The organism is Streptomyces sp. AV19 (assembly GCF_015999245.1).
Taxonomy (GTDB): domain Bacteria; phylum Actinomycetota; class Actinomycetes; order Streptomycetales; family Streptomycetaceae; genus Streptomyces.
Window position 1 is genome coordinate 413,628 of record NZ_JAEAMR010000007.1, and the last position, 25,230, is coordinate 438,857.

At 71.9% G+C, this 25,230-nt stretch carries 22 protein-coding genes and 1 tRNA gene; 17 read left to right on the plus strand and 6 right to left on the minus strand.

Going from position 1 to position 25,230, the window contains the following annotated elements; translation table 11 throughout:
* Window positions 1-46 precede the first annotated feature (46 nt).
* From bldG to I5Q34_RS11510, 10 genes are all read left to right on the plus strand, one after another.
* Window positions 47-388: an anti-sigma factor antagonist BldG gene (gene bldG / locus I5Q34_RS11465; RefSeq protein WP_049716377.1), complete on the plus strand. Its 342-nt coding sequence runs from the start codon at window positions 47-49 to the stop codon at window positions 386-388.
* A 112-nt stretch (window positions 389-500) separates the two neighbouring features.
* Window positions 501-947 carry an ATP-binding protein gene (locus I5Q34_RS11470; RefSeq protein WP_199892093.1) on the plus strand — a complete coding sequence of 149 codons (447 nt, stop codon included), beginning with the start codon at window positions 501-503 and terminating at the stop codon, window positions 945-947.
* Window positions 948-1,277: 330 nt separating this feature from the next.
* Window positions 1,278-3,671: a sodium-translocating pyrophosphatase gene (locus I5Q34_RS11475; RefSeq protein ID WP_199892094.1), complete on the plus strand. Its 2,394-nt coding sequence runs from the start codon at window positions 1,278-1,280 to the stop codon at window positions 3,669-3,671.
* Between the two features lie 187 nt (window positions 3,672-3,858).
* Window positions 3,859-4,419: a small secreted protein gene (locus I5Q34_RS11480; RefSeq protein ID WP_277965786.1), complete on the plus strand. Its 561-nt coding sequence runs from the start codon at window positions 3,859-3,861 to the stop codon at window positions 4,417-4,419.
* A gap of 73 nt (window positions 4,420-4,492) precedes the next feature.
* Complete coding sequence (locus tag I5Q34_RS11485) at window positions 4,493-6,019, plus strand: methyltransferase (protein WP_199892095.1); 1,527 nt, start codon at window positions 4,493-4,495, stop codon at window positions 6,017-6,019.
* 330 nt (window positions 6,020-6,349) lie between these two features.
* Entirely contained in the window at window positions 6,350-9,178 is a 2,829-nt protein-coding gene (topA, locus tag I5Q34_RS11490; RefSeq protein WP_199892096.1) for a type I DNA topoisomerase, read from the plus strand.
* A gap of 138 nt (window positions 9,179-9,316) precedes the next feature.
* Window positions 9,317-12,790 carry a dTMP kinase gene (gene tmk / locus I5Q34_RS11495; RefSeq protein WP_199892097.1) on the plus strand — a complete coding sequence of 1,158 codons (3,474 nt, stop codon included), beginning with the start codon at window positions 9,317-9,319 and terminating at the stop codon, window positions 12,788-12,790.
* A 117-nt stretch (window positions 12,791-12,907) separates the two neighbouring features.
* Window positions 12,908-14,122, plus strand: a complete 1,215-nt coding sequence (locus I5Q34_RS11500) for a DNA polymerase III subunit delta' (RefSeq protein ID WP_199892098.1) — start codon at window positions 12,908-12,910, stop codon at window positions 14,120-14,122.
* Window positions 14,123-14,383: 261 nt separating this feature from the next.
* Entirely contained in the window at window positions 14,384-15,967 is a 1,584-nt protein-coding gene (locus I5Q34_RS11505; RefSeq protein ID WP_199892099.1) for an alpha/beta hydrolase, read from the plus strand.
* Between the two features lie 115 nt (window positions 15,968-16,082).
* Window positions 16,083-16,156 (plus strand) — tRNA-Thr (locus I5Q34_RS11510).
* Between the two features lie 642 nt (window positions 16,157-16,798).
* On the opposite strand, the gene I5Q34_RS11515 is transcribed toward I5Q34_RS11510, so the two are convergent.
* On the minus strand, window positions 16,799-17,203 hold the full coding sequence (locus I5Q34_RS11515) for a hypothetical protein (protein WP_199892100.1): 405 nt from the start codon (window positions 17,201-17,203) through the stop codon (window positions 16,799-16,801).
* 107 nt (window positions 17,204-17,310) lie between these two features.
* Entirely contained in the window at window positions 17,311-17,670 is a 360-nt protein-coding gene (locus I5Q34_RS11520; RefSeq protein WP_277965787.1) for a peptidase inhibitor family I36 protein, read from the minus strand.
* 204 nt (window positions 17,671-17,874) lie between these two features.
* On the opposite strand from I5Q34_RS11520, the gene I5Q34_RS11525 reads away from it, so the two are divergent.
* Together I5Q34_RS11525 and I5Q34_RS11530 are read left to right on the plus strand one after the other, a co-directional pair.
* Window positions 17,875-18,651 (plus strand): alpha/beta fold hydrolase, encoded by a 777-nt coding sequence (locus tag I5Q34_RS11525; protein WP_199892101.1) that lies wholly within the window; start codon window positions 17,875-17,877, stop codon window positions 18,649-18,651.
* A 114-nt stretch (window positions 18,652-18,765) separates the two neighbouring features.
* On the plus strand, window positions 18,766-18,981 hold the full coding sequence (locus I5Q34_RS11530; RefSeq protein WP_199892102.1) for a hypothetical protein: 216 nt from the start codon (window positions 18,766-18,768) through the stop codon (window positions 18,979-18,981).
* 95 nt (window positions 18,982-19,076) lie between these two features.
* Here I5Q34_RS11530 and I5Q34_RS11535 read toward each other — a convergent pair whose 3' ends face one another.
* From I5Q34_RS11535 to I5Q34_RS11545, 3 genes are all read right to left on the minus strand, one after another.
* A complete protein-coding gene (locus tag I5Q34_RS11535) occupies window positions 19,077-19,901 on the minus strand; it encodes a helix-turn-helix domain-containing protein (RefSeq protein WP_199892103.1) in 825 nt (274 codons plus the stop codon).
* A gap of 254 nt (window positions 19,902-20,155) precedes the next feature.
* Window positions 20,156-20,338, minus strand: coding sequence for a DUF397 domain-containing protein (locus I5Q34_RS11540; RefSeq protein ID WP_199892104.1), 183 nt, complete (start codon window positions 20,336-20,338; stop codon window positions 20,156-20,158).
* Window positions 20,335-21,141: a helix-turn-helix transcriptional regulator gene (locus I5Q34_RS11545; RefSeq protein WP_199892105.1), complete on the minus strand. Its 807-nt coding sequence runs from the start codon at window positions 21,139-21,141 to the stop codon at window positions 20,335-20,337. The genes I5Q34_RS11540 and I5Q34_RS11545 overlap by 4 nt, the downstream gene beginning before the upstream one ends.
* Before the next feature lie 104 nt (window positions 21,142-21,245).
* Here I5Q34_RS11545 and I5Q34_RS11550 point away from each other — a divergent pair, with 104 nt between their 5' ends.
* The 3 genes from I5Q34_RS11550 (at window position 21,246) to I5Q34_RS11555 (ending at window position 21,934) form a co-directional block, all read left to right on the plus strand.
* Window positions 21,246-21,416, plus strand: coding sequence for a hypothetical protein (locus I5Q34_RS11550; RefSeq protein ID WP_199892106.1), 171 nt, complete (start codon window positions 21,246-21,248; stop codon window positions 21,414-21,416).
* Entirely contained in the window at window positions 21,413-21,592 is a 180-nt protein-coding gene (locus I5Q34_RS35995; RefSeq protein ID WP_277965788.1) for a DUF6255 family natural product biosynthesis protein, read from the plus strand. Before I5Q34_RS11550 ends, I5Q34_RS35995 begins: the two co-directional genes overlap by 4 nt.
* 69 nt (window positions 21,593-21,661) lie before the next feature.
* Window positions 21,662-21,934: a DUF1876 domain-containing protein gene (locus tag I5Q34_RS11555; RefSeq protein ID WP_199892107.1), complete on the plus strand. Its 273-nt coding sequence runs from the start codon at window positions 21,662-21,664 to the stop codon at window positions 21,932-21,934.
* Window positions 21,935-22,016: 82 nt separating this feature from the next.
* Here the strand turns inward: I5Q34_RS11555 and I5Q34_RS35765 are convergent, their stop codons facing one another.
* Window positions 22,017-23,030 carry a ketoacyl-ACP synthase III family protein gene (locus tag I5Q34_RS35765; protein WP_199892108.1) on the minus strand — a complete coding sequence of 338 codons (1,014 nt, stop codon included), beginning with the start codon at window positions 23,028-23,030 and terminating at the stop codon, window positions 22,017-22,019.
* Between the two features lie 15 nt (window positions 23,031-23,045).
* On the opposite strand from I5Q34_RS35765, the gene I5Q34_RS11565 reads away from it, so the two are divergent.
* Entirely contained in the window at window positions 23,046-23,882 is an 837-nt protein-coding gene (locus I5Q34_RS11565; RefSeq protein ID WP_199892109.1) for a TetR/AcrR family transcriptional regulator, read from the plus strand.
* Entirely contained in the window at window positions 23,879-25,045 is a 1,167-nt protein-coding gene (locus I5Q34_RS11570; RefSeq protein WP_199892110.1) for an acyltransferase, read from the plus strand. Before I5Q34_RS11565 ends, I5Q34_RS11570 begins: the two co-directional genes overlap by 4 nt.
* Window positions 25,046-25,230: the final 185 nt, after the last annotated feature.

Below are 25,230 nucleotides of genomic sequence, written 5' to 3' on the forward strand. Positions count from 1 at the left end.
CCGATCCATGGGGGGCGACCGCTCGATGCAAGGTGCTGGAGGATCCGTGGACCTGTCCCTGTCGACCCGGACCGTTGGCGACCGTACGGTTGTCGAGGTGGGTGGCGAGATTGATGTGTACACCGCGCCCAAGCTGCGGGAGCAGCTGGTCGAGCTTGTCAACGACGGCAGTTATCACCTCGTCGTTGACATGGAGCGTGTCGACTTCCTGGACTCCACGGGGCTCGGCGTGCTGGTCGGCGGGCTCAAGCGAGTGCGGGCGCACGAGGGCTCGCTGCGCCTCGTCTGCAACCAGGAGCGCATTCTCAAGATTTTCCGTATCACCGGTCTGACCAAGGTGTTCCCGATCCACACCTCGGTCGACGACGCGGTGTCGGCGACCGACTGACGGTCGCCGGAGGTTATCGGCGCGCGGGTGCCGGGCCGTGGGCTCGGTCCCTGCGCGGGTTCGCTCCGTCCCCGTGACGGGGGAGGGGGCACGTACGACCGAGGGGGATGGGATGGCCACCGTCGAACTGCTCTTCAGCGCCCTTCCCGAGCACGTCCGCACCGCACGCCTCGTGGCGGCCGCGGTGGCGCGCCGGGCGGGGGTCGACGAGGCCGTGCTCGACGAGGTGCGGCTCGCCGTGGGCGAGGCCTGCTCGCGGGCGGTCGGTCTGCACAGGAGCGGCGGCATCGCCACCCCCGTACGGGTCCGGCTGACGGAGGACGAGAAGAAGTTCTCCATCGAGGTGGGGGACGACGCGCCGCACACGGCCGTCGCCGAGGCCGTGGCGGGCTCCTCCGGCACGTCCGCCGCGGACCACGAGGAAGCCTCGGACAGTGAGGACGACATGGGTCTCGCCGTCATCAGCGGGCTGGTCGACGACGTCGAGGTGAGCGCCGACGAGAGCGGCGGCGTCATCCGGATGAGCTGGCCGACGATTCCGGCGCCCGTTCTGCCGTAGTCGGCCCTGCGACCGCCGGTGGAGCGGGCCCTGCACGGCCCGCCGTAGTCGCGTGCGGTGCGGCGATCCGGCCGTCTGCCCGCCCCTGGGGCGCGGCGTCCGTAATTCCCCCGGCGCATTCCCCGATCTTCACCGGGCGGGGCATCCGCACTGCGGGTCATTCACGCGATCTCCATGCGCGCAGGCTCATTCCGGTTGCCGCGCTCTGTTTTAGATCACGTCATGCTCCCTACAATCCGTCCATCTTGAGCTCAGGACGCCTGAGCGTGGCGGCTGCTCCGCGTTCGCGGGCCGGCCACGCGCCCATGTGCCAAACGTCAGGGAGGACGAATGGCGGGGCCCTTCACCCCTGAACAGGTGGACTTCACTCAGAATCTCGCGGTTGAACTCACGCAGGGCAACCGCGTCCTCGTGATCGTCATCGCGGCCGTGGCCCTCGCGGCCCTCGTGGTGGCCGTGGTGCTGGTGCGGCAGGTGCTCGCCGCCGGGGAAGGCACCGACGGCATGAAGAGAATCGCCGCCGCTGTACAGGAAGGCGCGAATGCCTACCTGGCACGGCAGTTGCGGACGCTCGGCGTATTCGCCGTGGCGGTGTTCTTCCTTCTCATGCTCCTTCCCGCCGACAACTGGTCGCAAAGGCTGGGACGTTCGGCGTTCTTCCTCGTCGGCGCGCTCTTTTCCACCGCGACCGGTTATATCGGCATGTGGCTCGCGGTGCGCAGCAATGTGCGGGTGGCCGCGGCGGCGAGGGAGGCCACTTCGGCGGCGGGGGAGGCGGAAAAGGATCTGACCGCCGTTTCCCACCGCGCGATGAAAATCGCGTTCCGCACCGGGGGCGTCGTCGGGATGTTCACGGTCGGCCTCGGTCTGCTGGGCGCCTCCTGCGTGGTGCTCGTCTACGCGGCCGACGCGCCCAAGGTGCTGGAGGGCTTCGGCTTCGGTGCCGCGCTGCTGGCCATGTTCATGAGGGTCGGCGGCGGCATCTTCACCAAGGCCGCCGACGTCGGGGCCGATCTGGTCGGCAAGGTCGAGCAGGGCATCCCCGAGGACGATCCGCGCAACGCCGCCACCATCGCGGACAATGTGGGCGACAACGTCGGCGACTGCGCCGGCATGGCGGCCGACCTCTTCGAGTCGTACGCCGTGACGCTGGTCGCCGCGCTGATCCTGGGCAAGGCCGCCTTCGGCGACTCGGGCCTGGCCTTCCCGCTGCTCGTCCCCGCGATCGGGGTGGTGACGGCGATGATCGGCATCTTCGCGGTGGCGCCGCGGCGCTCCGACCGCAGTGGGATGACCGCGATCAACCGGGGCTTCTTCGTCTCGGCCGTCATCTCGCTCGTGCTGGTGGCGGTCGCCGTCTTCGCCTACCTGCCGTCCAGCTACGCGGACTTGAAGGGCATCGGCGACGAGGCCATCCGCAACCACGGCGGCGATCCGCGGGTGCTCGCGCTGGTGGCGGTCGCCATCGGCATCGTCCTGGCGGCGCTCATCCAGCAGCTCACGGGCTACTTCACGGAGACCGGCCGGCGGCCGGTGCGGGACATCGGCAAGTCCTCGCTGACCGGGCCCGCGACCGTCGTCCTCGCCGGCATCTCCATCGGGCTGGAGTCGGCGGTGTACTCGGCCGTGCTGATCGCGCTCGGCGTCTACGGGGCGTTCCTGCTGGGCGGTTCGTCCATCATGCTCGCGCTGTTCGCCGTCGCCCTGGCCGGGACCGGTCTGCTGACCACGGTCGGCGTCATCGTCGCGATGGACACCTTCGGTCCGGTCTCCGACAACGCGCAGGGCATCGCCGAGATGTCCGGCGACGTCGAGGGCGCGGGCGCCCGGGTGCTGACGGAGCTCGACGCGGTGGGCAACACCACCAAGGCGATCACCAAGGGCATCGCGATCGCGACGGCGGTGCTGGCGGCCTCGGCGCTCTTCGGCTCGTACCGCGACGCGATCGCCACGGCGGTCGCGGACGTGCACGCGAAGTCCTCGGAGACGAACCTGAGTCTGGACATCTCGCAGCCCAACAACCTGGTGGGGCTGATCCTCGGCGCGGCCGTCGTCTTCCTCTTCTCGGGCCTGGCGATCAACGCGGTGTCGCGGTCGGCGGGTTCGGTGGTCTACGAGGTGCGGCGGCAGTTCCGCGAGCACCCCGGGATCATGGATTACACCGAGAAGCCGGAGTACGGGCGCGTGGTGGACATCTGCACCAAGGACGCGCTGCGCGAGTTGGCCACGCCCGGGCTGCTCGCGGTCATGGCGCCCATCGCGGTCGGCTTCGCGCTGGGCGTCGGCGCGCTCGGCTCGTACCTGGCGGGCGCGATCGGCTCCGGCACGCTGATGGCGGTCTTCCTGGCCAATTCCGGCGGCGCCTGGGACAACGCCAAGAAGCTGGTCGAGGACGGCCATCACGGAGGCAAGGGCAGCGAGGCGCACGCGGCGACGGTCATCGGCGACACGGTCGGCGACCCCTTCAAGGACACGGCGGGACCGGCGATCAACCCGCTGCTGAAGGTGATGAACCTGGTCGCCCTGCTGATCGCCCCGGCGGTGGTGAAGTTCTCCTACGGGGCCGACGCCAGCAGGCCGTTGCGGATCGGCGTGGCGGTGCTGGCCGGGCTGGTCATCGTCGGCGCGGTGTACCTCTCCAAGCGGCGCGGGGTGGCCGTCGACGGCGAGGGCGGCAGCGCGGAGCGGTCCCCGGAGCCGGCGGATCCGGCGGTGGTGTCCTGACGGCCCGCGCCGGGAGCGGCCCGTGGCGTGCGGCCCGCGCGGTACGGGCCGCTCCCGGCGCGGCGAACACCACATCAGGATGGGGACACATAGCGACATAAGGGGGCATATGGGATGCTCGGCTCGCGGGCCGTACCGGCGGGACGTGTAAGTTCCGGGGCCGAGAGCCATTGAAGGGACCGATCCGGTGAACAAGAAGCTTGTGGCCGCACTGTCCGGCGGTGCGGCGCTCGTCCTGGCCCTGTCGGGGTGCGGCGGCGACGGCGATGACAGTGGCAAGAAGCGCGACGCGTGGGCCAAACAGATCTGCGACCAGATGCAGCCGCCGGTCAAGAAGGCCAAGGACGCGTTCGCCAGCATCGTCTCGGTCCGGGGCGAGGAGGACTCCAAGAAGGTCCAGCAGACCGACTCGGCCGCCTTCCAGACCATCTCCGACGCGTACAAGTCGCTCGCGTCGACCGTGGACAACGCCGGGGTCCCGCCCGTCAAGGACGGCAAGGCGACCCAGGAGAACGCCGTCAAGGCGCTCAACGAGCTCTCCGGGGTCTTCGCCGGGCTGAAGAAGCAGGTGGACGGCCTGAACACGTCCGACAAGGCCAAGTTCTCCGACGGCCTGAGGGATTTGGCGAAGAAGCTCGACAGCCTCAAGGGGAAGGGCGACGACGCCATCAACAAGCTCCAGGCCGGTGAGCTCGGCCAGGCGATGATGAAACAGCCGAACTGCAAGAAGGTGGAGTCCCCCAAGTAGCGGCCCGCCCGGCCGCCGCCCCTCGCCGGTGGCCACCGCGCCGATTGTCAGTGGCGCACCCGACAATGGTCCCGTGAGTACGCTCCCTTCCGCCGCCGCCCCGTCGCGCACCGCCCGGTTGCGCGACGCCCTGCTCGCCGCCGACTTCACGGCCGACGGTCTGCTCGACCTGCTCGGTGCCCCCGCCTACGCCGCGCTCGCCCGCAGCGAGACGGTCCCGGCGCTGCGCGCCACCCGCGGGGACGGCCCGCTGGAGACGCTGGTCCGTCTCTTCCTGTTGCAGCGCCCCGTCGCCCGGGCGCGGGCGGCCGCCGCGCTGCCCCTCGACGACTGCCTCGCCGACGGCTGGCTGACCGCCGACGGCGACGAGGCGCGCGCGACGGTGGACGTGCGCCCCTACGGCGGTCCGGACGGGGAGGACTGGTGGATCGTCTCCGACCTCGGCTGCGCGGTCGGCGGGGCCGGCGGCATCGCCGGGGGCGGCGCGGGCCCGGCCGGGACGGACCGCTCCGAGCTCGTCCTCGGCGTCGGCGGCGCCTCCACGACCCTCGCCGGCATCACCGTCCGCACCCCCGTGGGCAGCGCCCTCGACCTCGGCACCGGCTCCGGCATCCAGGCGCTGCACGCCGCCCAGCACGCCGCCCGCGTCACCGCGACCGATGTGAACCCGCGCGCCCTGCATATCGCCCGGCTCACGCTCGCACTCTCCGGCGCACCGGAGGCCGACCTGCGCCAGGGCTCGCTGTTCGAGCCGGTCGCCGACGAGAAGTTCGACCTGATCGTCTCGAATCCGCCGTTCGTCATCTCCCCGGGCGCCCGGCTCACCTACCGCGACGGCGGCATGGGCGGGGACGACCTGTGCCGCACCCTGGTCGGCCGGGCGGCCGACCGGCTCAACGACGGCGGCCACTGCCAGCTGCTCGCCAACTGGCAGCACGTCGAGGGCGAGGACTGGCGCGAGCGGCTGGCGTCCTGGGTGCCGGCCGGCTGCGACGCCTGGATCGTCCAGCGCGAGGTGCAGGACGTGGCGCAGTACGCCGAGCTGTGGCTGCGCGACGCGGGTGACCACCGCACGAGCCCCGAGGAGTACGCGGCGCGCTACGACGCCTGGCTGGACGAGTTCGAGTCCCGTCGGACCAAGGGCATCGGATTTGGCTGGATCACGCTGTTCAAATCGGGCGCCGACCGTCCGTCGGTGATCGCCGAGGAGTGGCCGCACCCGGTGGAGCAGCCGCTCGGCGCCGGCGTCCGCGAGCACTTCGAGCGGCAGGAGTTCCTGCGGACGCACGACGACGCGGCGCTGCTCGGGGCCCGCTTCCGGCTTGCCCCGGAGGTCGTCCAGGAGCAGGTCGGGCTGCCCGGCGCGGAGGACCCGGAGCACGTGGTCCTGCGCCAGAACCGGGGCATGCGGCGGGCCACCAAGGTGGACACGGTGGGCGCAGGCTTCGCGGGAGTCTGTGACGGGACTCTCAGCGCCGGCCGCATCCTCGACGCCATCGCGCAGCTCATCGGGGAGGATCCGGTGCTGCTGCGCGACCGCACACCCGAATCGATCCGGCTCCTGGTCGAGCAGGGTTTCCTGATCCCGGAGGCCGGTTGATCGCGGATCGGCCGAGCAGACCGATTGACCGGAACATGCGGGGTCGGGGCCGTCCCGACGGCCTCCGGCCGCTGTCCGAAACACGGGATGGTGATGTTGATCGCCTCGTGAGGCGTGTCCCGTATCGTCCGGATACCGTCGCCCCAGTGGGGTCGGCGGCGCGTTCCTCCCGGTGGTGTGACGGTCCGGGCGGCAGACAGGACGCTTGTCGGGTTACCGTTCGAGTGGCGTTGCGGGCTTTCCCCGTTTGACACGGGGGCGGGATGTACCGTCACACTCCGCAGCGTCACCGCAACTCCCATGCCGATTGCGACCGGAAGAAGAGCGAAGTTGTCCCCGACCAGCGAGACCGCACAGGGCGGCCGCCGACTCGTCATCGTCGAGTCGCCTGCCAAGGCGAAGACGATCAAGGGCTACCTCGGCCCCGGATACGTCGTCGAGGCGAGCGTCGGGCACATCCGTGACCTGCCGAACGGGGCCGCAGAGGTCCCGGCGAAGTACAAGGGCGAGCCCTGGGCCCGCCTCGGTGTGAACGTGGACGCCGATTTCCAGCCCGTCTACGTCGTCAACGCCGACAAGAAGGAGCAGGTCAAGAAGCTCAAGGGACTGCTGGCCGAGTCCGACGAGCTCTTCCTGGCCACCGACGAGGACCGCGAGGGCGAGGCCATCGCCTGGCACCTCCAGGAGGTCCTCAAGCCCAAGGTCCCGGTCCGCCGGATGGTCTTCCACGAGATCACCAAGGACGCGATCCAGGCCGCCGTCGCCAACCCGCGCGAGCTCAACAAGAAGCTGGTCGACGCCCAGGAGACCCGCCGCATCCTCGACCGCCTCTACGGCTACGAGGTCTCGCCGGTCCTGTGGAAGAAGGTCATGCCCCGGCTGTCCGCCGGACGGGTGCAGTCCGTGGCGACGCGGCTGGTCGTCGAGCGCGAGCGCGAGCGCATCGCGTTCAGCTCCGCCGAGTACTGGGACCTCACCGGCACCTTCGGCACCGGCCGCGGTGGCGACAAGTCCGACCCCGCGTCCTTCACCGCCCGCCTGACCTCGGTCGACGGCCGGCGCGTGGCCCAGGGCCGCGACTTCGGGGCGAACGGCAGGCTCAAGGACGCCGCCCAGGTGCTGCACCTGGACGAGGCGAACGCCCGCGCCCTGGCCGCCGCCCTGGAGCAGTCCTCCTTCGCCGTCCGCTCGGTCGAGTCCAAGCCGTACCGCCGTTCCCCGTACGCCCCCTTCCGCACCACGACCCTCCAGCAGGAGGCGTCGCGGAAGCTCGGCTTCGGCGCGAAGGCGACCATGCAGGTGGCCCAGAAGCTGTACGAGAACGGCTTCATCACCTATATGCGTACGGACTCCACGACGCTCTCGGACACCGCGGTCGGCGCGGCCCGCGCGCAGGTCACCCAGCTCTACGGCGCGGACTACCTGCCGGAGAAGCCGCGCACCTACGCGGGCAAGGTCAAGAACGCCCAGGAGGCGCACGAGGCCATCCGTCCTTCGGGTGATCGTTTCCGCACGCCCGCGGAGACCGGGCTGACCGGCGACCAGTTCCGTCTCTACGAGCTGATCTGGAAGCGGACCGTCGCCTCCCAGATGAAGGACGCGGTCGGCAACTCGGTCACCGTCCGGATCGCGGGCAGAGCGAGCGACGGCCGTGCGGCCGAGTTCAGCGCGTCCGGCAAGACGATCACCTTCCACGGCTTCATGAAGGCCTACGTCGAGGGCGCCGACGACCCGAACGCCGAGCTCGACGACCGCGAGCGCCGTCTGCCGCAGGTCACCGAGGGCGACGCGCTGACGGCCGAGGAGATCACCGCCGACGGTCACGCCACCAAGCCCCCGGCCCGCTACACCGAGGCGTCGCTGGTCAAGGAGCTGGAGGAGCGCGAGATCGGCCGTCCGTCGACCTACGCGTCGATCATCGGCACCATCCTCGACCGCGGCTACGTCTTCAAGAAGGGCACGGCGCTCGTCCCGTCGTTCCTGAGCTTCGCCGTGGTCAACCTGCTGGAGAAGCACTTCGGCCGGCTGGTCGACTACGACTTCACCGCCTCCATGGAGGAGGACCTCGACCGCATCGCCCGCGGCGAGGCCCAGGCCGTGCCGTGGCTGCGCCGCTTCTACTTCGGCGAGGGCCCGGAGGGCTCCGGCAAGGCGGCCGAGGCGGGCAACGGCGACGGCGACCACCTCGGCGGCCTCAAGGAACTGGTCACCGACCTCGGCGCGATCGACGCCCGGGAGATCTCCTCGTTCCCCGTCGGCGAGGGCATCGTGCTGCGCGTCGGCCGCTACGGCCCGTACGTCGAGCGCGGCGAGAAGGACACCGAGGGCCACCAGCGCGCGGACGTCCCCGACGACCTGGCGCCGGACGAGCTCACCGTGGAGTACGCGGAGGAGCTCTTCGCCCGCCCGAGCGGCGAGTACGAGCTGGGCACCGACCCGCAGTCGGGCCACGCGATCATCGCCAAGGACGGCCGCTACGGCCCGTACGTCACCGAGGTGCTCCCCGAGGGCACCCCGAAGACCGGCAAGAACGCGGTCAAGCCGCGGACGGCCTCGCTCTTCAAGTCCATGTCGCTCGACACGGTCACCCTCGACGACGCGCTGAAGCTGATGTCGCTGCCGCGCGTGGTCGGCACCGACCCCGAGGGCGTGGAGATCACCGCGCAGAACGGCCGCTACGGGCCGTACCTCAAGAAGGGCACCGACTCGCGCTCCCTGGAGACCGAGGACCAGATCTTCGGCATCACGCTGGACGAGGCCCTCGCGATCTACGCGCAGCCCAAGCAGCGCGGCCGGGCCGCGGCCAAGCCGCCGCTGAAGGAGCTGGGCACCGACCCGGTCAGCGAGCGCCCGGTCGTGGTCAAGGACGGCCGCTTCGGCCCGTACGTCACGGACGGCGAGACGAACGCGACGCTGCGCCGCGACGACGACGTGGAGACGATCACGCCGGAGCGCGGCTACGAGCTGCTGGCGGAGAAGCGCGCCAAGGGCCCGGCCAAGAAGACCGCGAAGAAGGCGGCGGCCAAGAAGGCCCCGGCGAAGAAGACCGCCGCGAAGAAGACGGCCGCCAAGAAGACCACGGCGGCCAAGACCACCACGAAGAAGGCGGCGGCCAAGAAGACGACCGCCAAGAAGGCCGCGGCCGCCAAGGCGGAGTGACCTCACGGCAGGACAGGAATGGGCGGCGGACCGGATTCCGGTTCCGCCGCCCGTCCGTTTCCGGGCCGTTCCCCCTGCGCTTCGAGCGCCTGTTCGTCGTGGCGGTCCGTATTCAGACGCTCCGGATAGGCTGGCAGGATGACGCGAGCCGAGCAGCCAACAGTGGTCACCTCCCCCTCAGGGGCACTGGCCGCGGACTCCCGTGAGCGCGCCGTCCGTGCCCTGCTCCGCATCCCGTCGCTGAGGCGCCTGTGGAGCGCCCAGGCCGCGGGAGGGGTCGGCGACGCCCTCGGCGTGCTGGTCCTGATGCTCCTGGCGCTCCAGTCGGCCGGAGCCGCGGGCTCCTTCGGCGGCGGCTACCGCGGTGCCGCCCTCGCCGTCGCCGCCGTCATCGGCGCGCGGCTGCTCGCCACGGTGCTCCTCGGCGCGGCCCTGTTGGGCCCGCTCTCCTCGCTGCTCGCCCCCGCCGGCCCGCTGGACCGCCGCTGGACCATGGTCGGCGCCGACGCCGTCCGCGCGGTCCTGCTTGCCGTCGCGCCGGTGTGGATCGACTTCACCGAGCACAAGTCACTGGCCGTACTGCTGGCCACCGCGTTCCTCCTCGGCGCCGCCGAGCGGGTGTGGACCGTGGCCAAGGACGGCGTCGCGCCCTCGCTGCTGCCCGGCGCGCCCCCCGAGGACGACCCGGTACGGCCCGGGCCCGACCACCGGGACGCGCTGCGCCGGCTCTCGCTGCGCACCTCCTTCGTCGCGCTGCCCGTGGCGGCGGCCGCCCTGGTCGCCATCACGCTGGTCAGCAATCTGTTCGGGTCCGGGATCGACTGGTTCCACCTGCACCAGGCGGCCCTCGGCTCGTACCTCGCGGCGGCGCTGTTCAACGCGTCCGGCGTGATCGTCCACTTCCTGCCGCTCTTCGGCGCGCAGGCCCCCGCCCCGCGCTCCCCGCTGCAGGGACTGCGCCGGCCCAAGGGCGCCCAGGGGCCCGGCAAGGGCCGCACGGGCGGCATCCCGGTCTTCGTCCTGGCCTGTGCCGCGGTCGCCGGGGCCGTCGCCGCGGCGGTGGGCGTCGCGGTGCTCCAGGCGTACGACCTGGGCGGCGGCCCGGTGGCCTTCGGGCTGCTGGTCCTCGCGCTGACCGGCGGCCCCGTGGCCGGCATCCGCGCCGCGGGGCGGATCCTGCCCGGCTTCTCCCGCCGCCGGCTCCTCGCCCTGGCGCTCGGTGTCACCGGCCTGGCGCTGCTCGCGGCCGGGCTCGTGCCCGACCCGACGACCGTCCTGCTGCTCGTCCTGCTGGCGGGCTTCTGCGCGGGTGTCGTCGCCAACACCGGCCACACGCTCCTCGACCAGGAGACGGAGGACGCGGCGCGGGAGCGCACGACCGAGCACCTGCACGCGGTCGTCCGCGTCACCGTGGCGCTGGGCGCGGTCGTCGCGCCCGTCCTGGCCGCGCTCATCGGCCCGCACCGGGCCGAGAGCGGCAGCTTCGTCTTCGCGCACGGCGGTGCGGCGTTCACGCTGATGCTCGTCGGCGCGCTGCTGCTGCCCGTGGGCGCGCTCGTCCTGGGCCGGACCGACGACCGGCACGGCGTGCCCTTCCACCGCGACCTGCTGGACGCCGTCCGCGACGGCGACCCCGCCCAGGCTCCGGCGCGCAGCGGCTTCTTCATCGCCTTCGAGGGCGGCGACGGCGCCGGCAAGTCCACTCAGGTGCAGGCCATCGCCGAGTGGATCCGCGCCAAGGGCCACGAGGTCGTCGTCACCCGCGAACCCGGCGCGACGCCGATCGGCAAGCGGCTGCGCGCGATCCTGCTGGACGTCGCGTCGGCCGGGCTGTCGGACCGGGCGGAGGCCCTGCTCTACGCGGCCGACCGCGCCGAGCACGTCAACGCCGTGGTGCGGCCGGCCCTGGAGCGCGGCGCCGTCGTCATCTCCGACCGCTACATCGACTCCTCCGTCGCCTACCAGGGCGCCGGCCGGGACCTGTCGCCGACCGAGATCGCCCGCATCAACCGGTGGGCGACCGAGGGCCTCGTTCCCCATCTGACGGTGCTGCTGGACGTCTCGCCGGAGACCGCGCGCGAGCGCTTCACCGAGGCGCCGGACCGGCTGGAGTCCGAGCCGGCCGAGTTTCACCAGCGCGTGCGCAGCGGCTTCCTGGCGCTGGCCGCCGCCGATCCGGCGCGCTACCTCGTCGTGGACGCCGGTCAGGAGCCGGACGAGGTCACCACCGTCGTCCGGCACCGGCTCGACCAGGACCTCCCGCTGTCCTCGGCCGAGGAGAAGGCCCTGGCGGAGGCCCGTCGGGCCGCCGAGGAGGAGGCCCGCCGCAAGGCCGAGGAAGAGGCGGCGCGCAAGGCGGAGGAGGAGCGGCTGGAGCGCGAGCGCCAGGAGCAGCTCGCCAAGCTGCGTGCCGAGGAGGAGGAGCGCAAGCGCCTCGAGGCCGAGGAGGAGGCGCGCCGGGAGACCGAGCGCCAGGCCGAGGAGGCCCGCAAGCGTGCGGAGGAGGCCCGTCGGCTCGCGGAGGAGGAGCGCAAGCGCCGCGAGGCGGAGGAGCGGGTCCGCGCCGAGGAGCAGGAGCGGCTGCGCAAGCAGGCCGCGGAGGAGGCGCGGCTGCGTGCCGAGGCCGAGGACCGGCGCCGCGAGAAGCAGCGCGCGGCGGAGGAGGCGCTGCTGCGCGCGGAGGCCGCGCGGGTGGCGGCCGAGGGCGCCGGGTCCTCGGAGGAGTCCGGGAAGTCTGGGAAGTCCGGGAAGCCGGAGGGCTTGAAGCTCTCCAAGGACTCCAAGGACGCCAAGAGCTCCAAGGATTCCGAGGCGGCGCCGGACGAGGTGCCCACGGTCGAGCAGGCGTCCGTGCGGGACGACGCCGAGCGGACCGAGCAGCTCCAGGTGCCGTCCGTGCACCGGCCCGACCCCCGCGAGACGATGCGGATGCGGGACGCGGACGAGACGCTGACCGTCGAGTCGCCGGTCGTGCACCGCGCCGATCCGCGCGAGGTGGACGCTCCGGACGGTTCAGGTGCTCCGGACGGTTCGGATGCTCCGGACGGTTCCGGTGACGAGACGGCGGTGCTGCCGCTGAGGTCCGCGTCCGAGGACGAGACGGCGGTGCTGCCCGCCACCGACGCGGCCGCCGGTGCCGCGCGGTCCGAGGACGAGACCGCTGTGCTGCCCCCGGTGCCGCCGGTGAGGCGCGCCGCGCCGTCCGCCGCGCCGGAGCAGCAGCGGGTCACCTGGGGCATGGGCCCCGCGGCGGATGGCGCGGGGGCGAAGCCGGCCCCGGCCCGCCGCGAGGATCCGGTGGACCGGGTCCCGGACTGGCTCTTCCGGCCGGAGGAGCCGGCGGCCGAGGGAGGTTCGCCGTCCGCGCCGGAGCCCTCCGCGGACGAGGCGGACAACGTGCGCACCCGCGAAATGCCGCGGCTCGACGACGGCGCTTCCGAAGGGAAGGCCGGGAAGGGCGCCCGCAAGCCGCGGCGCCGGCCCGAGTGGGCCGACGACGCGACGCTCGCCGACGAGCTCCTGGGCTCGCGCGACGACGACGGCGGTGACGCCGGTGGCAAGGACGGCAAGGACGGCAAGGGCGGCAACGGCCCGCGGCGGCGCGGCAAGTGACAGAACGGCGGGGCCTCGTACGGGGCCCCGCCGCCGGTTCCGGGCCCCGTTGTCAGTGGGGTGCCTCACAATGGGTGACCGGGGCAGACCGCAGGACGATCGGCGCGGAGGGCAGTCATGGCGGTGTGGGACGACCTGGTCGGGCAGGACCGGGTCACGGAGCAGCTCGGCGCTGCCGCCCGTGACGCGGACGCGCTGGTCACGGCGGCGGCGGGCGGCCTGGCGGAGGACCCGGCCGGCTCCCGGATGACGCACGCGTGGCTGTTCACCGGCCCGCCCGGCGCCGGTCGCGCCACGGCCGCGCGCGCCTTCGCCGCCGCGCTGCAGTGCGTCAGCCCTGACCGGGCGTACGGCGCGGGCCCCGGCTGCGGCTTCTGCGACGGCTGCCACACGACCCTGATCGGGACGCACGCGGACGTCGAGATCGTCCGCACCGACCTGCTGTCCATCGGCGTCAAGGAGACCCGCGACCTCGTCCGCCGCGCCCAGCTGTCGCCCGCCGGCGGCCGCTGGCAGGTGATCGTCCTGGAGGACGCGGACCGCCTCACCGAGGGCGCGGGCAACGTGCTCCTCAAGGCCGTCGAGGAGCCCGCCCCGCGGACGGTCTGGCTGCTCTGCGCGCCGTCCATCGAGGACGTGCTGCCGACGATCCGCTCCCGCTGCCGGTCCCTCACCCTGAGCACGCCGTCCACCGCCGCGGTCGCCGACGTCCTCGTCCGCCGGGACGGCGTGGAGCCCGAGCTCGCCGCCCGGGTGGCGGGCGCCACTCAGGGCCACATAGGCCGGGCCCGCCGCCTCGCCACGGACGAGCGCGCCCGTGCCCGCCGCGCGGCCGTGCTCAAGCTGCCGCTGCGCGTCGACGACATGGGGGGCTGCCTCAAGGGCGCCCAGGAGCTGATCGACGCCGCGACGGAGGACGCCAAGCAGGTCGCCGAGGATGTCGACGCCAAGGAGACCGAGGAGCTGCGGGCCGCCCTCGGTGCGGCGGCCGGCACCGGCGGGCGGCTGCCGCGCGGCACGGCCGGCGCGATGAAGGAGCTGCAGGACAAGCAGAAGCGCCGTTCGACGCGCACCCAGCGCGACAGCCTGGACCTCGCCCTGACGGAGCTCACCGGCTTCTACCGTGACGTCCTCGCGATACAGCTCGGCTCCCGCGTCGAGCTCGCCAACGCGGACATGCGCGACGCCCTGGAGCGGATCGCCTCCGGCTCGCGTCCCGAGGCGACGCTGCGCCGGATCGAGGCGATCGGCGCGTGCCGCCGTGCGCTCGACCGGAACGTGGCGCCCCTGCTGGCGGTCGAGGCGATGACGGTGGCCCTGCGGGCGGGCTGAGGGAGCCCGCCGGGCGGGCGGGGGAGGCAGGCACAGGAGGGCGGGAAACACCACAGCCCGGGTGAATCCTCACCCGTACGAGGCGACCTGTAGGCCCGCCCCGGGAAAATCGGGTGTGCGTACAGATACGCTCCGTACACACGAGTCCGATGCGCGGCCTTCCGCCGCGGGATTCCTTGCGTGGCCGCATCCGCCGCGCTCCCTCGTTTTCGCCGTCGCATGCCGCACGCCCACCTGTCTGCCACACAGAGGGACCAGCCGATGGACACCAGTCGCCTGCTCCGCACCTCCGGCACCCTGGCCGCCACGGCGGCCCTGCTCCTCTCCGCGCTCACCGCCGGCAACGCCGCGCCGACCGCGTCCGCGGCGGCCAGACCGCACGGCGGGGACGAACCGGGCACCACCCTCGTCGCCGACCGCCCCGATCTCGCCGCCCCCCTTCGGCCGTACTACGCGCAGAAGCTCAACTGGCGCTCCTGCGCCGGCAAGGGCGCGGGCTTCGAGTGCGCCTCGATGAAGGTCCCCCTCGACTACGCCGTCCCCCGCGGCGGGGACATCAGCCTCGCCGTCTCCCGCAAGCGGGCCACCGACCCCTCCGCGCGCCTCGGTTCGCTGCTGGTCAACCCGGGCGGCCCGGGCGGTTCGGCGATCGACTACCTGCAGAGCCACGCGGCCACGAAGTATCCGGCCGAGGTCCGGGCCCGCTACGACCTGGTGGCGGTGGACCCGCGCGGCGTGGGCCGCAGCACCCCGGTCAACTGCCTCTCCGACAGCGATATGGACCGCTACACCCAGGCGGATCCGAATCCGCAGACCGCCGCCGAGACGCGCGGCTACGTCGCGAATCTCAAGAAGTTCTCCCAGGGTTGCGCCACCCGCGCCGGCCGGGTCCTGCGGCACGTCTCGACCGCCGAGGCCGCCCGTGACATGGACGTCCTCCGCGGCCTCCTCGGCGACAGCAAGCTGCACTACGTCGGCGCCTCCTACGGCACGTTCCTCGGCGCCACCTACGCCGAGCTCTTCCCCTCCCGGGTGGGCCGGCTCGTCCTCGACGGCGCGCTCGATCCCTCGCTCAGCGCCGAGCGGGTCAACCGCGAGCAGGCGGCGGGCTTCCAGACCGCGTTCACCTCCTTCGCCCGCGACTGCGCCCGCCGCGTCGACTGCCCCCTGGGCACCTCGGGTCCCGACGACGCCGGGAAGCGACTGCGGGCCTTCCTCGCCGGTCTCGACCGCCATCCGCTCGCCACCGGTGAGTCCCGGCGCCTCACCGAGGGCCTGGCGACCACCGGGGTGATCGCCGCGATGTACGACGAGGGCGCCTGGCCGGCCCTCCGCAAGGCGCTGGCGGACGCGGCCGGCGGCGACGGCAAGGTGCTGCTCGCGCTCTCCGACGCGTACTACGAGCGCGACGAGCGCGGCGCGTACTCCAACCTCATGGCCGCCAACTCCGCGGTGAACTGCCTCGACGCCCCCGCCGCCTTCCGCGGCCCCGACGGCGTCCGCCGGGCCCTGCCCGCCTTCCGCAAGGCGTCCCCGGTCCTGGGCGAGGCCCTCGCCTGGGCCTCCCTGGGCTGCGCCTACTGGCCCGTCCGTTCCACCGGGCACCCGCACCGCATCACGGCCCGCGGCGCCGCCCCGATCCTCGTCGTCGGCACCACCCGCGACCCCGCCACGCCCTACCCCTGGGCCCGCGCCCTCGCCTCCCAGCTCTCCTCCGGCCGCCTCCTGACCTACGACGGGGACGGCCACACCGCCTACACCCGCGGCAGCGAGTGTGTGGACGAGGCGGTCGACTCCTACCTCCTCACCGGCACCCCGCCGCCCGCCACCCGCCGCTGCTCCTGACCTCGGCTCTTTCGCACGGGACTGTCGCACCCCCGTGCGACGCCGTGGTGCGGAGCACCCTCCGAAACTGTGTAGACTGGGCGCGCTGTCGATGACAACCTTGGCTCGGCAGCGCGCCACCTTAGCTCAGTTGGCCAGAGCAACGCACTCGTAATGCGTAGGTCGCGGGTTCGAATCCCGCAGGTGGCTCCGGTGGGAGCCCAGGTCATGTAACCCGTGACCTAGGCTCTTTCTTTTTCTCCGGATGCCTCTTGACTCTGGGCAAATCGGGAGCACACTGGCAAATACACCAGACAACCGGTGAGAGCCGCACCCCTCGGTGGAGACGTCCATCGATCCGAGTGACCCCCATCTCGGCAAACTGGCTAGGCCCCCGGAGGCACGTACCGGGAACGGAGCAGTCGGCGACGACCGAAGGCTTGCGGGACGGTACGGAGCGCCGGGGGCTGTCGTGCGTCCGGGGGAGGAGTGAGCCTGCGGGTGGCCTGATCGCTGCGGGCGTCGTTGTCGCGGGCGATCACGCTCGTGACGATCACCTCTCGTGTTGAGTCGATCGCACGGGGGAGTGGAGGGCGTAGTGACCTTCCGTACCGCACTCCGTGTCCTCGCCGCGGCCGTCGCGACCGCCGCGCCGGGCCTCGTCCTCGCGCAGGGGCGCAGGCCGCCGCCCGGAGCGGGCCGGAGCGTCCGTGGCGGACATGGCGCGGCGTGCCGTTGCGGACCCCCATCAAGTGCGCCTCTTCGACAGTCTCTTCATCGCGGAGTGCGGGCGTGTGGAGGTCCGTTACGGCGACCCCGAGCGGCCGGCGGACGCCGGGACCGTGGCCTCCGCTACCGCACCTTCACGGTGACCTGCCAGGGCACGACCACGTCGGAGCAGGTCTGAGCGGACTTGCGCGACACGCAGCGCAGTTGGGAGTCGAGGGTGGTCGTCCCGGCGGAGTGGGCGTGGAAGACCGCTGTCGTTTCGCCGGTTGACGACGCGCCGATGGCGTCGCGGCGGAGGATGGCCGTGTTGGCGGCCGTGGGGGCTGTCCAGCCCCACGTCTCCTTCGCCGACTGATCGCCCGTGAGGCGGACGGTGATCTCGTCGCCCTTGTGGACCGTGACCGACTGTTTGTTGTGCTTGTTCGAGAGGTTCCGCTGTTTCCCGGCGATCGCCGATGACGTCGTGGCCGTCGCGCTCAGGGTCAGGGCCACGGCCAGGGTCGCCACCAGCAAACGGGCAGTCTTCATCGCTTCACCTCGTGTCGCATCGGATGCCGCCGCCCCTCTCCCTGCCCTGCGGAGGGGGCGGCGATGCGAATGTCCCCGATACGGGTGATTTATCCCGGGAGGAGAGTTCAGCAGTGTCCGGCGTTGACTCCGTCGATTTTGCCGCCGAAGTCGCCCTTGTACTGGCGGCGCCAGTCGCCGTTGTGCACGGCGCGGGTTTCTTTCGGCTGCCAGTTGATGAAGCACGCGTCGGTGGCCGCGACGAAGGAGCCGACGCCGTCGTGGAGTTGGGCCGGCATGTCGTGGTAGCCGCTGTTGGCCGTCCACTCCCAGCTGGAGCCGTGGAAGTCCGTGCCGCTGTAGAAGCAGACGGAGCCGCCGGGGCACGCCGGCGGGTTGGCGGCCGGAGCGGCCGCCGCGTCTGCGGTCGGCATCAGGAGCGCCGTCAGGGACAGGGCCGCGGCGACGGACCAGGAACGCAATTTCACGCGGATTCCTCCGTGTTGCTGGTGGCGTGGTGCTCACCAGGACCGTTCCCCCGCCCCGGCAGGCCCATGCGCCGAGAGTAAGTGACTGGTTGCGCAGCGTGCACGCGTGCGCCGTGGCCGGATCGCGTACTCCCGTTCGCGCCGAACCGGCAACTACCGTGGAACATCGCGCTCTTCCAGCCATCACCCCCACCCGGAGTCGCCGTGGTCCTCCCCTTCGTCCTGCCCCACGACCTGCACGGTGCGGGACCCCACAAGGTCATCGCGGTGCACGGGTGGTTCGCCGACCGCTCCGCCTACGACGTCGTCGCGCCGGACATCGACCGGACCGCCTTCCAGTACGCCGTCGTCGACCTGCGCGGATACGGCGAAGCGCGGGGCGCCAAGGGGGAGTTCACGACGTCCGAGGGCGCTGTGGACGTGCTGGCCCTGGCCGACAGGCTCGGCTGGGAGCGGTTCTCGCTCGTCGGCCACTCCATGGGCGGCAGCATCGTCCAGCGCGTCCTCGCCCTGGCGCCGCAGCGGGTGCGCCGGCTGGTCGGCGTCACGCCCGTGCCCGCCTCGGGGCTGCCGCTCCCGCCCGAACAGTGGGAGCTCTTCTCCACCTCCGCGCGCCTCCCCGTCAACCGGCGCGCCATCATCGACACCACCTCCGGCGGCCGCCGTCCGGACCGCTGGCTGGATCGCATGGTCCAGCGCTCGCTCGACCGCAGCGATCCCACCGCCTTCCGCGCCTGGCTCGACTCCTGGACCCGCGACGACTTCCACGCCGACATCGAGGGCTCCACGGTGCCCGCCCTCGCGGTCGTCGGGGCGCACGATCCCGCGCTGACGGCCGAGTTGATGCGGGCCACATGGCTCCGGTGGTTCCCGAACGGTCAGTGCCACGAGCTGGTTTCGGCCGGGCACTATCCGATGGATGAGACGCCGCTGGAGCTGATCCGGGTGGTGGAGGACTTCCTGCGCGCGGACGACGACTGAGCGCGTACCGCGCACGCAGACGCTCTCCGCGCTCCTGTGCGATTCCGTGCGCCGCCCGGGTCGGCGGTTACGGCGGGCGCTGCCTGTGCACAACCTGATCAGGGGGAGGTCTGCATGGGACTACTGAAGAAGATCGCCAATTCCTTGTTCGGCAAGAAGTCGCCGAAGGCCGGCAAGAGCGGTGGCGGGGGCGGCAGTTACATACCGGACGGGAACGGGGGTGGCGACGGGGGCAGTGACGGCGGTGGTCACGACGGCGGCGGAGGGCATGGTGGAGGCCATGACGGCGGTGGCGGTGGTGGCAGCGACGGCGGAGGCGGTGGCGGCTAGCCGCTCGGGGGCGGGACGCCGGCGCCCGCGCCCTCCGGTCGTGCGACGCGGCGGGCCGAGGGTGGCCCCGGTTCCGCACGAGGTGGGCGGTGTCGTCACCGGAAGGGCCGTTGCGTGCGGACTTCGCGGATCTCGGCCTTCAGGTTTTCGATGAAGTCCGTGTGTTCCACGGGGACTTCCGTCCGGTCCGGCTCCGGGGGTGTCGTCCGGCACGCCGGGCAGATGCCGCCGAGCAGGTCCTTCGGGAACTCCGGCTTTCCGCACGACGTGCACTCCAGGACGGCGATGGGGCGCGGGACGGTCCGCGTCCGCTGCACCCGCTCCGGCGGGAGCTTGTCCCGCAGCCGCCTGCGGGCCAGCGCGACCGGGCTGTGGACCGGCTCCGGCAGGCCCGTCGTCAACGCGCGGATGATGTCCCCGGCCGTCGCGCCGCGTGCCAGCCACTCGTCGGTGAGCGGTACCAGTTCCGCGCACTCGGCCGCCGAGAGCGTCATGCGGGGGTCCGCGCGGCCCACCGAGGCGAGTGCCTCGTAGGCGTTCCGCTCGGCAGGTGGCTGCTGTTCCTCGTCATGGTCGGGCGGGACGTCGCCGTTCAGGTACGTCGTCCACCACGCGTCGTCGCGTGCCGTTCGTGTGAAGTGGGTGCGGGTCACCCACCGGGTGCCGTCCCCGTCGGCCAGTTCGCGGTTGCGGCGCAGGTGGCCCGCCTCCGAGAGGCGCCTGAGTGCTGTGCCGACGGCCTGCTGGCCGTAGCCGGGGAGCTGCTTCGCGAGCGTCTTGACGTCCATCGCGGCGCCTTCGGGGAGGCGGTCGATGTACGTGGCGATCTCCGCCTCGCGGGGCGGGAGGTGCGTGAAGTCGGCGCGGGTACGGGGGGCTTGGTCGGGAGCCGAGCGCTTTCCGTAGCCTGCGGCGGCCATAGGGGGAGTAAGATTGGTTACAGCCATGGGGATCGCGCTTTCGATCTCGGTGGTCAGACCCCCGTTCGGTGCTCGCTACACCGGCGGGGGTCGTTTGTTGCTGCGCACGCTACACGGGGGCGGCGGGGCGCCGCGAGTCGATCAGAATCGGTCATCTGTGCGTGCTTGCAAGCGAGTTGGGTGGGAGGGTGGGTTGAGCCAACCACCCATTCCTTGGAAAGAGCGCTCGGGTCTCGATGACCGGATCCCGGGTCTCAAGCGTCGGGTATGGACGATATGAACTCGTCCCAGGTCGATATGAGGAAGGTGAGTTGGGGGGACGGGCCGAGCTTCGAGTCCCGGACGTGGACGGTGCGCGGGAGCGGTCTCAGCTCAAGGCAGTTGTCGGCTTGTTCGGTGCTGTAACTGGACTTTCGCCAGGGCGGTTCGCCGTTCATAGCTCGTCTGCCACCTTTCTGATGAAACGCGCGGACTCCTCGGCGCTGAGTGCCTCCATGCGAAGATGCCCGAAGCGCTGTGCGAATGAACTGCTCAACTCCGCCTGGGAGTAAAGGGCGCGGGTCTTCTGGCCTTCCACGTAGCCATAGCGCTCGTGGTCGGCGGTTTCCAGCACGAGCAATGGTCCGGTGAGCGCGATGAGCGGAGCCTTGTCGATGGGGAGGACCTGGATGGTGACGTTGCGCATCTCGCCCGCCTCCAGCAGGCGGTGGAGCTGTTCCTTCATGACTTCCGGACCGCCGACGCCGGTGCGCAACGCTGCTTCGTAGATGACGTAGTTGAAGGTGGCGTAGGGCTTTCGGGTCAGCTTCTCCTGGCGCTTCAACCGGCCCGCCAGTCGTTCTTCGAGCGTCTCGTCGTCGACCGGCGGCCAGGTGCCTGTCATCAGCGCTCGGGCGTACGCCTCGGTCTGGAGCAGTCCTGGGATCAGCAACGACTCGTAGGAGCAGATCGAGATCGCCTCGATCTCGACGTCGAGGAACTCGCGCATGTTCGGCGCGTATGGTTCCGGCTTGAGGTACGCGAGCGCGGCCAGGAGCATGCCTCCGGCGCCGCACAGGTCGTCCGCGACCTGGAGCAGTCTGGGTGTGGGCCTGCGCCGGCCCTGCTCCATCGCCTTCACTGTCTCGACGGTGTAGTTCGCCCCCTGGGCGAGCTCCTCCCTGCTCACCCCCGCGCGGAAGCGCCAGAGCTTGACCTGATTTCCGCAGTACCGCCAGTTCGGTGGCAGCTGCTCGGCCATGGGCCGCACCCCTCCCGATGGTCGGGCGGACAGGGAGGACACCGGCACCCCCCGTCCCCAAATCGTGGCTCCCGAGGCTACGCGCCGCTGACCACGCTTGAACCGTGAGTAACGCAATCTCCCCGCGACCGGGTGACCTTCCCTGCCTGCTGTGCGCGGCAATCCTCGTCGAGCGCGCGGCGGCCTGGCGGCTGCGCGACTTCCGTGCCACCCAGCGGGCGATCAACGCCCTCGCCGAGCACCGGCGCCGGGACCACCCGGAACCTGTCCGATGAAGGACGACTGTCCGCATCCGGACGACGCCTGGACCGCGTCCAACGGCATTTCCACCTGCGGTTGTTGTGGGCTGCGGCGCGTCGTCGACTACCGCGCCCTCGGGCAGGCGCTCGGGCCGCCGGACGGGCGCGCTCCCCGGCCCGTACGCCGTCCCCGCCGCCGCGACGAGCGGTAGCGCGTGCACGGCCCGCGCGCCGGTGTGACCATGGAGAGTAAGTGGCCGGAGCAGGAGGAGGGCTCTCCGATGACCTCCATGAAGAGCTGGAACGTACAGATCAGCATCAAGGAGAACGCCGACACCGTCAGCGCGGAGGCACGGCTCAGTGGGGCCACCCCCGGCGCGATGGTCGGCGAGGGAATGGCGCGCCGCAACCCGGCGGACGAGAACGTCCCGGCGATCGGGGACGAGCTCGCCGCCGCGCGCGCCATGTCGTCGTTGACGAATCAGTTGTTGCACCAGGCGGCGACGGACATCGAGTCGCACACCCACAAGCCGGTGGAGCGGCTGGCCGCCTGAGGGGCGACCGAGAGAGGAGGAGTCCCGGGCGTGCTCGTCCGGGACTCTCTCGTGCCGGTTCTTTTTTCGGGGTCATTCGGGGTCAGAGGATCCGGATCACGGCGCAGGTGCACAGCCAGCCGAGTCCCATGCTGAGCAGGAGGACGTGCTGTCCCGGCCGGGTCGCCCCGGACCGGCGGAGGTGGTCCAGGCCGGCGAACTGATCGGCGGGGCCGAGGTGTCCGACGGTGCGGCCGAAGAGCCACAGGGAGCGGTCGAGCCCCCATTGCGGCGCGATGTCGCGCAGGAGAGTGCGCAGCCGGTCCTGGCAGGCATTGATGGTGATGACGCGGTCGATGTCGTCGACGCCCAGTCCGGCGTCGGCGAGTACGGCGTGCACGGTCCGCGTGGTGCCCCGCGTGAAGCGCTCGAAGAGCCGCTCCCGGCCGAACTCCGCCATGAATTCGTGTGCCCGGCGGTCGAGATCGATCACGTCCCCGGGCGGCCCGGGGGGACGGATGGGCTCGTCGCCCCGGGACATGCCCTCCAGCTCGGGGTCGCTGGAGGTGGTCGTCGCCAGGACGCGGGCGAAGCCCTCCGCGCGGGAGAGCACCAGCGCGGCGGCGCCGTCGCCGAAGACGGCTGGGCGGTAGTTCCACCGGTTGATCCGGGACGCGGGCCAGATGTCGCCGGCGGTCAGCAGCGCGAGGGGGCCCGGCGGGCGGACGGCCAGGTGGGCGGCGGCCAGTTCCAGGGAGGCCATGCCGCCGTCGGAGGCGGCGCGTACCTCGGAGGCGAAGGCATCGCCGGGGACGGCGAGCCGCCGCTGGAGGGCGTTGACCGGATTCCACATCTCAGGGAGGGCGGACAGGACCGAGGAGTGGAGCAGCAGGCCGACGTCGTCCGGACGGAGGCCGCTCCCGTCGAGAGCCCGGCGGGCGGCGACGAGGGCCAGGTCCAGCGGGGTCTGTCCGTCGTCGGCGGCGCAGACGGAGATCATGCCGCCCTGTTCCCACCACTCCCTCGGGTAACGGCCCTCGGCGACCGCCCGGGCGGCGGTGATCCGTCCGGGCAGGGCCGTGCCCGTTCCGGCGATGTACAGCTCGTCCCAGCGCACGGGTTCTCCTCCTCGATGGCTTCCTCCATCACCGTGCGCGCGGGGTCCGTGGGGCGGGACCGTCCGATCGGGCCTCCTGCCGGTGGATACGGGTTGCCCGGACGGCGAAGGGAGGCGAAGGGAGGCGAAGAGATCTTCACTCCGGAACTCTGGACAGCGGTTGGCCGTCTGCCTAATATTTTGGCCGTGCGGTCAGAAAATCAATCGAGTGGTCAATCGAAGCAGTCGTGGGAGAAAACGGACGCGGACCGTTCCTTCATCGAGCAGGCCCGGCGGGCGCAGATCATCGACGCCGCCGTCGAGGTCCTCGCGGAACGGGGGTTCGCGAAGGCTTCGCTGGCGCAGATCGCGCAGCGGGCCGGAATCAGCAAGGGGGTGATCTCGTACCACTTCGCGGGGAAGGAGGAGCTGCTCGCGCGGCTTGTGGACCACGTCTACGGGCGCATGGGCGCCTTCATGGAGCCGCGGATGGCGGTGCAGCCGGATTCGGGGGAGCGGCTGCGGATCTACATCGAGTCGCTCGCGGCGTATATGCGCGACCATCGCGCGCAGCTCACGGCGCTGGGGGAGGTGTTCCACAACGTACGTGACGAGGAGGGGATGTTGCGATACGGCGTGGCGACCAGCGAGGGGCTGTACGCGTTCCTGGAGGGGACGTTCCGGGAGGGGCAGGAGAGCGGGGTGTTCCGGCCATTCGACGTGCGGGTGATGGCGGTGAGCCTCCAGGCGGGCGTTGACGCGATGTTCGAGTACTGGGGGGTGCATCCGGAGCACGATCTGGCGGGGCACGCGCGGGAGTTGGCGGATCTGTACCTGCACGCGGTGCGGGCGGGCGGAGGGGAAGTGGGATGAGGGGGACGAGGGGGGAGACGGCGGCCCGTGTCGCTTCGGGGTCGTCGTCCTCGGGGGCGCGGGCGCGGCTGTTCTATGTGGACAACCTGCGGATCGTGTTGACGGCGCTGGTGGTGCTGCACCATACGGCTGTCACGTACAGCGATATCCCCGTGTGGTTCTACACGGAGGGGGCGGAGGACCCGTCCGGGAAGGTGCTGGACGGGCTGATCGTCCTCAACCAGGCGTTCTCCATGGGGTTCTTCTTCATGATCGCCGGGTTTTTCACGCCGGGGTCGTACGAGCGCAAGGGGGCGCGGCCCTTCCTGCGCGACCGGTGGAAGCGGCTGGGGATACCGCTGCTCGCGTTCCTGCTGGTGGTCCGGCCGTTGGTGAACTTCGGCTCGTTCGGCCAGGTGCGGGAGGAGTTCGCGAAGCAGGGTGTGCACGAGCTGCCGTACTGGGTGTTCTACCTGGTGACGTGGGACGCCGGGCCGATGTGGTTCGTGGAAGTGCTGCTGGTGTTCACGATGGCGTACGTGTGGCTGCGGCGCCGGAGGAGGCCGGCGGTTGTGCGTGGGCCGCTGCGGGGGTGGTCCGTGGTGGCGTTCGGGGCGGGGCTGGCGGTGGTCACGTACGGGTGGCGGATCGTCGTGCCGTCCGGGAGCTATCTGCCGGTGCTCGGTCTGCCGTCGCCCGACTACCTGCCGCAGTACGCGAGTTTCTTCGCGCTCGGGGCGATGGCCTGGCGGAGTGGATGGGCGCAGTCGCTGTCCCGGCGCGCCGGGCGGATCGGCTTCGCGGTCGCCGGTGCCGCGACGGCGGCGTACGTACCGGTGGTCGTGCTGTCGCCGCAGCGGGCGCTGGACGGGCACGGGACGTGGCAGTCGCTGGTCGTGGCGGTGTGGGAGTCGGCATTCGCGATCGGGGTCGTCGTCGGTCTGGTCGTGCTGTTCCGTGAACGCTTCAACCGCCGTGGTTCTGTGGGGGAGTTCCTGTCCCGGCATGCTTTTACGGTGTATCTGATGCATCCGGTGGTGCTGGTGGGGTTGGGGTATGGGTTTCGGTGGCTGGATGCGCCGGCGGTGGTGAAGTTTGTGGTGGTGGGGGTTGTTGCGGTGCCGGTTTGTTGGGGGGTGGCGTGGGTCGTGCGGAGGTTGCCGGGGGCTGATCGGGTTTTGTAGTTCTCCCCGCCCCGCCCTTTCACCGTTTCTTCCGGGCTCCGCCCGGGGGGGGTACCGCGCTCCGCGCGGTGGGGGGGGGGGGGGGGGGGGGGGGCGGGCCCCCCCCCCCCCCCCCCCCCGCGGGGGGGGGGGGGCCGCGCGGGGCGGCCGCCCCCCCCCCCCCCCGCGCCGGCCGGCGCCCCCCC

Coding starts and splice junctions, on each gene's coding strand:
- I5Q34_RS11565 (WP_199892109.1), top strand. CDS start 23,046: ATGGCTTCCTCCATCACCGTGCGCGCGGGGTCCGTGGGGCGGGACCGT.
- I5Q34_RS11545 (WP_199892105.1), bottom strand. CDS start 21,141: ATGGCCGAGCAGCTGCCACCGAACTGGCGGTACTGCGGAAATCAGGTC.
- I5Q34_RS11530 (WP_199892102.1), top strand. CDS start 18,766: ATGGGACTACTGAAGAAGATCGCCAATTCCTTGTTCGGCAAGAAGTCG.
- tmk (WP_199892097.1), top strand. CDS start 9,317: ATGACGCGAGCCGAGCAGCCAACAGTGGTCACCTCCCCCTCAGGGGCA.
- I5Q34_RS35995 (WP_277965788.1), top strand. CDS start 21,413: ATGAAGGACGACTGTCCGCATCCGGACGACGCCTGGACCGCGTCCAAC.
- I5Q34_RS11535 (WP_199892103.1), bottom strand. CDS start 19,901: ATGGCCGCCGCAGGCTACGGAAAGCGCTCGGCTCCCGACCAAGCCCCC.
- I5Q34_RS11555 (WP_199892107.1), top strand. CDS start 21,662: ATGACCTCCATGAAGAGCTGGAACGTACAGATCAGCATCAAGGAGAAC.
- I5Q34_RS11515 (WP_199892100.1), bottom strand. CDS start 17,203: ATGAAGACTGCCCGTTTGCTGGTGGCGACCCTGGCCGTGGCCCTGACC.
- I5Q34_RS11540 (WP_199892104.1), bottom strand. CDS start 20,338: ATGAACGGCGAACCGCCCTGGCGAAAGTCCAGTTACAGCACCGAACAA.
- I5Q34_RS11500 (WP_199892098.1), top strand. CDS start 12,908: ATGGCGGTGTGGGACGACCTGGTCGGGCAGGACCGGGTCACGGAGCAG.
- I5Q34_RS11570 (WP_199892110.1), top strand. CDS start 23,879: ATGAGGGGGACGAGGGGGGAGACGGCGGCCCGTGTCGCTTCGGGGTCG.
- I5Q34_RS11505 (WP_199892099.1), top strand. CDS start 14,384: ATGGACACCAGTCGCCTGCTCCGCACCTCCGGCACCCTGGCCGCCACG.
- I5Q34_RS11475 (WP_199892094.1), top strand. CDS start 1,278: ATGGCGGGGCCCTTCACCCCTGAACAGGTGGACTTCACTCAGAATCTC.
- I5Q34_RS11470 (WP_199892093.1), top strand. CDS start 501: ATGGCCACCGTCGAACTGCTCTTCAGCGCCCTTCCCGAGCACGTCCGC.